The following is a 7858-nucleotide window of genomic DNA, read 5'->3' as shown; positions in this document are numbered from 1 at the left end:
TTGATTTTCGTTTGCCACAATAGCGACATTGTATAAATGCAGCGGTAGTTCAGTTGGTTAGAATATCGGCCTGTCACGCCGAGGGTCGCGGGTTCGAGTCCCGTCCGCTGCGCCATTTATACGATAGACCTTTTGAGGGCGCTTAGCTCAGTTGGTAGAGCGTCTGCCTTACAAGCAGAATGTCGGCGGTTCGATCCCGTCAGCGCCCACCAGATTCTTTTGCGATGCAGCGGTAGTTCAGTTGGTTAGAATACCGGCCTGTCACGCCGGGGGTCGCGGGTTCGAGCCCCGTCCGCTGCGCCATTTCAAAAGAAATTAAATTGAGGTCCCTGAGCCTGAATTTAATAAACTAAAGATTGACACTCTTTATCAGGGCGCTTAGCTCAGTTGGTAGAGCGTCTGCCTTACAAGCAGAATGTCGGCGGTTCGATCCCGTCAGCGCCCACCAGATTCTTACGATGCAGCGGTAGTTCAGTTGGTTAGAATACCGGCCTGTCACGCCGGGGGTCGCGGGTTCGAGCCCCGTCCGCTGCGCCATCCTAAGATGAGAAGCTTGGATTTCTGAGATCTGAGTTTTCAAGATACCAAGACTACATTCCTTGTTGGTCTTGCGTCATTTAAAACAACACTGTTGTTTTCTCAGGGCGCTTAGCTCAGTTGGTAGAGCGTCTGCCTTACAAGCAGAATGTCGGCGGTTCGATCCCGTCAGCGCCCACCATATCTTCTTGCTTCAACTCTATTTATTCCTTAGAATCTAATTTTATTATAATAATATTAAGATTTCACGACCATGAGAAATCCCTATAAGCGCAAAGCCGCGACCAAATCCCAAAAAACTGCTTTCGATCCTCAACAGCTTTATAAGCAATATATTGAAGCCATTGTTTCCAATGCTGGCATTTTTGCACTCTACCAAGATGGCTGGGCCTTATGTGCCACACCGACTGGACAGCGCGCATTTGCCTGCTGGCAAAGTAAAGGTCTGGCTCGACTGCTGATTAAAGACAATTGGGCAAATTACGAGATTCAGGAAATTAGCCTCAAGGATTTTGTAGAGAAAGTCATTCCCTTTTTACGTCAGGAAAGTACCATTGTTTCGCTTGATCTGACCCCAGAAGGGCAGAATATTCTGGTAGCACCCGAAAAATTATTACTCGATATCAAAAATTATCTGTATCAGATTTATGTGCAAAAGCCGGAACTGTTTAAAAATCCGGATATGCCTTTGCCTAGGCAGATCCGGTTAAATTAATTATCTTGTTTTAAACAGTGTGTTTATTGGAACAACGAATATTCATTCAGTAGCCAGCCACTAATCAAAGCAAAGTATTCGCGTAACCACGAATTATAGCGAACATTCTGAGGTGTGCTGGCACTCAGGCTGATCACTTGCTGATAGCCCTGATGTCTGGCAATGGCACGGGCACGAGGGCTATGAAAATCGCTGGTGACAATCGCGATGGGCTTATTTCGATCAATATGCTGCTGTTTTAAGATTGCCTGAGAATATTGCAGGTTCTGTTGAGTACTTCTGCTTTGATCTTCTAAGCTAATGGGGTTATTGAGCTGCGGATAGTTCGTGTGGATATAACTTTGCATGACTTCAGCTTCGCTCTGTCTTTCCCAGAAATTTCGTCCACCGGTCATAATGATTAAAGTATTCGGATATCGTTCTGCATATTTTGCTGCGGTATCCAGACGATTTTTTAAGATGGGTGAGGGCTGGCCCTGATTAATACCACTACCTAATACTAAAATCGCTGCAGCAGGTCGTGCCGGAATATTTGGGTTGATTGATATCTGGATATAAGCGAAGAAAGCCGCGACACTGATGATCCAGAATAAAAATCCGCCCCAGAGACTGTTCCAGAACAAGGTTCTGAATCGGGAATTCTGTTTCCAGCGCTGAATAGATGAAAAAAACAAGGTATACAGGATGAGTGCCACCCCAATGAAGATCGACAGAGCAATAGCAAAATGCCTCTGACCTTGGCTCAGTAACCAGATGCTATTGATACATAGGATCAAGCCAAAGATCAGGCTGAGACTTCGTTTAAGTTGATTGAGCATCCAGGGTTCCTTTTTTCTTATTCATATTCATATTCTTATTATTGCTTTTGTATCTTCAATAAAAACCGGGCCATTGAGCCCGGTTTTTAGCATATCAGGTTATCTTAATATACATCACGACGATAACGGCCATCCAGACGTAATTGATCTAGCATTGTTTCACCGAGTATATCAGTCAAGGCCTGATCCACATCGCTGGCCATACCATTAATGCTACCGCAGACATAAATCACTGCACCTTGAGCAATCCAGGCTTTTAGCTCTTCAGCCTGTTTGCGCAGTTTATGGTGTACATAGACTTTTTCCTGCTGGTCGCGCGAGAATGCAAGATCGAGACGTTTCAGGGTTCCCATTTGCAGCCAGGCCTGAATGGTTTCTTCAAAGAAGAAGTCGTGTTCACGCTGACGTTCACCGAAAATCAGCCAGTTCTGGCTATAGTCCTGACGGTTACGCGCACTGAGCAGACTTAATAGTCCCGCAATACCGGTACCATTACCAATACAGATAATCGGGCGGTTGTCATCAATCAGGTGGAAAGAGTCATTGCTGCGAATACGTAGGGCAATTGGCGCATTCAGCGCCGCATGCTGGGTCAGCCAGCCTGAACCCAGACCGAGATTACCACTAGCATCGGTTTGCTGACGTACCACCAAGCGTAAAACTTGCTGGCTTGGAATACTGGCAATCGAGTATTCACGTGTTGCCAAAGCCGGTAATTGCGTGAGGAGCTGATCCAGAGAATCAAAAGGTTCAGCCTGAGTCAGATCACGATCCCAGAGTGCCTGTTCAATATTCTGTTGCATAGAAGGTACTTGTGTACCCGCTGTAATCTGGTGCTTTTGCATAAATGCATGAATACGTTCTGGGCTATTCCCTGGTTGAACCTCGGCAATATCACCTGCTTGCCAGACGGCTTCATGCTCAGGGGTCAGTTCGATATTGAAGGCAGGCGCACCCAGACTACCCGGATTGAGGACTTCACGTTTACTCAAACTCCAGTGATCAAAGGTCTTATCGATACTCATCGCTTGTAACTCAAGTCGAGTGACTTGTGCGAGTGCATTATTCCATTGCTGGATATGCTTGTTATTGGCATTGTCGACTTCAATCGTATTGAATAGCTGCTGGGCACCATTCTGTTTTAACCACTGATCGATACGGTGGCCAAAACTGCAATAACTGTCTGGATATTCCTGAGAACCTAAAGCCAATACCGCATAACTTAAATGGCTGAGATCAGCTTGAGCAGACAGGATTTTTTTCTCAAAAGAAGAAGCCAGATCTGGTGCTTCGCCCGTGCCATAGGTACTGGCAACAAATAATACCTGTTCGGTTTGCAGTAAATCGGCAAGCGTCAGTTGTTGTACCGGCTTCACTGTTACCGGTTGACGTGCTTCCTGCAGGGCAGTTGCTGTACGCCAAGCCAGTTGCTCAGAAACCCCTGTTTGTGAGGCATAGGCGATGAGCCACGGTTTTGCATTTTCATCCAGGTTTACTGCAGTCGCACCCTGACGTGCTGCCAGTGTTAAGCGTTTCTGTTTGCGACGTTTCAGATAAAGCATCCAGCCGGTCACGAAGAACAACGGCATCAACAAGGCTGCGACCATGGCAAAGAACTGGTAGATCGGGCCGAAGAAGCTGCCACGATGCACCGGTAACATGCTGCTCATGATCTTTTCATTGAGCTTTTTATCTTCATACAGCTCAACTTTGGTAAATTCAGCTGTCTGGTAATTATAAGTGGCACTGTTTCGTGCACGTTCATGCTGAACGATTGGATCGACAAAGCTCAGTTGCATTTCACCATCCGGTTTTTTCGGAAGGTTAAACGTTACAGTAGAATACTTATCTGAAAATTCAGTGTTAAAGCCAATCCAGCTCTGGTCCAATGCACGGACAGTAGCTTCAGGGCTGAGACCTTCGCGGCCTTCACGACCAGCACCGAGTTCGCCACCCTGACGGCCTTCACCTCGTGCTTCACCTTCAGCACGTGGGCCACGTTCGCCGCCTGGACGTCCTTCACCACGGTTATTGCCGGCATTGGCCTGCATTTCCGGTTGCGGGCGTTCCACACCCAGCACTTTAAACATGCCATTGCGCCACCAGTCATAAGACCAGTACAGACCGGTACAGGCCAGAATCAGGTAGAAAATCACCACCCAGGTTCCCACAACAGCGTGCAGATCCCAGATAAAATTACGGCCTTTCAGTTGAGGTTTTACAAAGAACCATTGCTTGATCGAATGACGTTTCGGCCAGCGCAGGTACAGACCTGACAAGACAAAAAAGATCAGCATCAGGGTACAGGCACCGGTAATCTGCTTACCTACTGGACCAACCGTCAAATTACGATGCAGTTGCTGAACAAACTGGAAAAATTCCCGACCCTTAATTTCTGGCAAGACTTCCGCAGTATACGGGTTGATCATGATGTTCTGACCCCGCCGTGCCCCTTCTTTGGCAACATTCACGGTACTCGAAGCACTCGGATCTTGTGCCACGGTAATACTGTTGATCTTCATGTCAGGCGCAGTACGGTTAAAGTGCTGATACAGTTCGGCAGGCGTGAGTTTGTCACGTTGCTGAACCTGAACCGTATAACTGTCGCTATTCATCCATTTTAATATTTGTTGTTCATAGGAATAGATTGCGCCAGTGACCCCCATTATCGAGAGGATTAAACCTGCTGTAATCCCCAGAAACCAGTGGATTTGGAAAAATGTCTTTTTAAACATGGTCGTCAGATTAAGGGTGAGATCTATAAAAGTGGCAAAATTATAACTGAAGTTTGAGCCCGAATTATAGGTGTTGAGGATAATATTTATTCTCATTATCATTTATTGTTTTGAGATTAAAAAAACCTCCATGCCGGGGCAGGAGGTTTTTCACTGAAGAAAGAACAGTTTAGATTTGTTTTGCTGCGCCGACTTCGGCTTCCAGATGCTTGCGAATCGTGGCGAAAGAGAAGTTTTTACTGTCCAGACGTTTCGGCAGGATATACGCACCTTGCTGGCCTTTTACTTTGAAATTGACCAACATGAATTCTGGTGTGTTGTACCATTCATAGATGTCTTTCCAGCTAATCGCGCCAACACCTTCTTGCATGCCCATTTTCTGGCGCATCACGATGCCATGTGGTTGTACGCCCAGGCGAACACCCTTGATTTCCTGTACCGGAAACTCATTCATCTTGCGTTTAACATACCATTCCAGACCAAAGGTACGGATCAGGTAATACAACACTACACAGACAATGGCCACCCAGCAGAAGACGGTAGAATAGTTCTTCAGGAGCAGAATGCCCAGAATAGAAAGTGCAACAACAGCACCCATGATCAGCCATGCTTTCATGCCAATTTTATTGGTACTACGCCAGATCACCAGCTGAGCATGACGCTGCTCGGCTTCTGAAATTTCATAGTTCACAGGCTGTAGGGTATAAGCGTATAAATTTTTCGCGGTCATAATGAAATTAGCAGATTTTAAACTGTAAAAAGTTTAGCACTAATTGTACCAATTCAGTGAGTATATTGTTCCAAAATCAGCCAAATTATAATGAACCTAATTCAGTTGCCTGTTCATCACGCTCATGGCTCAAACTTTGTTTCAGTTGGCTCAACTGCTTTAAAATACTGAACATTAAAGACAGCTGCTGCAAAATGATCAAGGATTTCTGATCTTGCTCCTGATCTTGAGCCAGGCGCTGTCGAATATGAGCAATCATATTTTGCGCACTTAAATCGGGCATTTCATCTCGTAACAATGCACCACGAATGTTCTCGAGTGCTTTGTCCAGTAAATTCAGAATGTCTTGATCTTCAATTTTTTCCCGGTGTGCGCCCAGTGCGGCAATATAACTGATAAAAGTATGGTTCAGACAAAGGAACTCAAAGGCTAGCGATTTTTGTACCGGATCAATATCCGGTTCAGTAGCCAGTGTCGAAATTAGTGAAGCCACCTCGGCATCGGTATTATGGGCCGCACGGCGCACAATCCGATATTTCAGGCCATTATTACGTCCCGATTTATACTGCTCGATTACTTCACTCAAATAATCTGCTTCTGCCTGCAAGCTGCGTTTGATACTGCGCGGCAAACGCCGGAACTTCCAGTCTGGAAAAATAAAGCTGACACCGAACCAGGCAATGGCACAGCCAATCAAGGTGTCAATCATACGCGGGATGGCCGCAGCATAGCCCATACCGTCCAGATTGAAGTTGATCAAGGCTAAAATCGTGATAAAGGCGGTGGCCTGTGCATACTGTTTACTGCGCAATTCAAAGAACAGAATTCCGCTGAATACCAGAAGCAATAATTGTCCTTCGATGGAAGGCACAAAATACAAAATGGCATAACCTAGAATAATACCGACCAACGTACCGACAATACGCAGACGTAAACGGCGTTTGGTGGCGTTAAAGTTGGGCTGGCTGACAAAGAGTGCGGTCAATAAAATCCAGTAACCATATTCAATATTGCTGACCTGTACGAAGATATAGCTGATCAGCAGCACAATCGACAGGCGAATGGCATGCCGGAACAGCACCGACTCGGGTGTCAAATGCTGTTTAATCCGAATCTTGATGTCATCCCAGCCTTTCAGGTCATCATCTCTGAGCTGGTTTTCGATATGTTTGAAACGCTCGGACTTGATACTTTGCTCGGTTTCCAGATTGCGTAACTGGGCATCAATCGATTTCAGGTTTTGAAACAGCGCAAACAGGGCACTGATCCAGACCTGATCATAATGCTGCTCCTGACGTAACTTATCCAGAGACTGTCTCAGGTTGTCAAACGCATGCTTGAAGCGCTGGTTATGCACATAGGGTTTGCGCATCAGTAAACTTTCACTCAGGTCCTTACAGGCTTTGCCCTGAATTGACATGATGCGCTGGAAGCGGAACAGGATATCGCTATGCTGGAAAATCTTGGCCAGTTTCTGATAATCAATATGCGCTGAATCGGCACGTTCATGAATATCCTGCGCGACAAAATAATATTGCAGGCTGCGACGGGTATCTTTTTGCCCACGGTCGCCTTTCAGGCGAGTCAAAAGGGCAGTTTTCATTTCATTAAAAATCGCAATCAGTTTGCCATTTTCCAGCGAGAGTTCAATCATGCTTTGTTGATAGCTTTTCGGGGTCATGTCCACATCAAACAGATTGGACTTGGCATATAAAAAGTCACCGAGCGCAGAATAGGAAATGGCAAGCTTGTCTTGCGCCAACCGGGCAGGGAAGATCAGGAAACTGAGGGTCGACAGCAGACCGTACCACATCGCGCCGATGACCAATAAACCAGCCTGTTTATACCATTCATCAAACAGCTCTACCCCGAGCATGGAATAAACGGAAATCACCAGACAGCCGTAAGAAATCGTGGCATAGCGTCGCCCTAGTGAACCCAGCAAAATCAGGGCAATACAGGACACAATTAAGGCCAAGGCAAATAGCAGGGGATAAGGAAAGAGCAGATATACGCCCACTGCGGTAATAAAGAAGCCAATGTAGGTATACAGCAGATTTAAAATCCGCACCGAAAAGCGGTCATCAATATCACTTAAACCGGCTGCGACCACGCCTAAAGTCAGTGGAATTGTCATCAATTGTTGTCCCATAAAATAGGGAACAAAGGCGGTACCTGCAAATGCCGTCATCATGCGCAGGTTATACATCAAGGTCGTATTATAGGTGGTTTGCTTGAGACGAGTGAGCCAAGATTTCAAAGGTCGTCCTTTATACTGCAGTCTTAGAGCTGAATCTGAATAGGCTAATGAAAATAGTATATT

General features: G+C 46.0%; 5 protein-coding genes and 6 tRNA genes. 7 read left to right on the top strand and 4 right to left on the bottom strand.

All coding sequences use genetic code 11. The annotated features are described in order from the left end of the window. The first annotated feature begins 38 nt into the window (after positions 1–38). The 7 genes from ACNPNW_RS14835 to ACNPNW_RS14805 all read left to right on the top strand — a co-directional run bounded on the left by ACNPNW_RS14835 (position 39) and on the right by ACNPNW_RS14805 (position 1252). Positions 39–115 (top strand) — tRNA-Asp (locus ACNPNW_RS14835). 21 nt (positions 116–136) lie between these two features. Beyond that, positions 137–212, top strand: a tRNA-Val gene (locus ACNPNW_RS14830). 14 nt (positions 213–226) lie between these two features. Then, positions 227–303, top strand: a tRNA-Asp gene (locus tag ACNPNW_RS14825). A 69-nt stretch (positions 304–372) separates the two neighbouring features. Next, positions 373–448: transfer RNA gene (locus ACNPNW_RS14820), tRNA-Val, on the top strand. Positions 449–460: 12 nt separating this feature from the next. Then, positions 461–537: transfer RNA gene (locus tag ACNPNW_RS14815), tRNA-Asp, on the top strand. A gap of 105 nt (positions 538–642) precedes the next feature. Further along, positions 643–718: transfer RNA gene (locus ACNPNW_RS14810), tRNA-Val, on the top strand. A gap of 72 nt (positions 719–790) precedes the next feature. Beyond that, the gene (locus ACNPNW_RS14805) at positions 791–1252 is read left to right on the top strand and encodes a DUF2750 domain-containing protein (RefSeq protein ID WP_195725681.1); all 462 of its coding nucleotides are present in this window, start codon (positions 791–793) and stop codon (positions 1250–1252) included. Between the two features lie 23 nt (positions 1253–1275). Here the strand turns inward: ACNPNW_RS14805 and ACNPNW_RS14800 are convergent, their stop codons facing one another. From ACNPNW_RS14800 to yccS, 4 genes are all read right to left on the bottom strand, one after another. Next, the gene (locus ACNPNW_RS14800) at positions 1276–2070 is read right to left on the bottom strand and encodes a YdcF family protein (RefSeq protein ID WP_253174377.1); all 795 of its coding nucleotides are present in this window, start codon (positions 2068–2070) and stop codon (positions 1276–1278) included. A 104-nt stretch (positions 2071–2174) separates the two neighbouring features. After that, positions 2175–4805 carry a PepSY domain-containing protein gene (locus ACNPNW_RS14795; protein ID WP_253174378.1) on the bottom strand — a complete coding sequence of 877 codons (2631 nt, stop codon included), beginning with the start codon at positions 4803–4805 and terminating at the stop codon, positions 2175–2177. A gap of 169 nt (positions 4806–4974) precedes the next feature. Beyond that, entirely contained in the window at positions 4975–5535 is a 561-nt protein-coding gene (locus ACNPNW_RS14790) for a YcxB family protein (RefSeq protein ID WP_004280696.1), read from the bottom strand. A gap of 85 nt (positions 5536–5620) precedes the next feature. After that, positions 5621–7795, bottom strand: a complete 2175-nt coding sequence (gene yccS / locus ACNPNW_RS14785) for a YccS family putative transporter (RefSeq protein WP_448767097.1) — start codon at positions 7793–7795, stop codon at positions 5621–5623. Positions 7796–7858 lie beyond the last annotated feature (63 nt).

Source organism: Acinetobacter endophylla (genome assembly GCF_053543775.1).
Note: the sequence above shows the minus strand (reverse complement) of the source record. Positions and strands in the feature narration are given on the sequence as shown.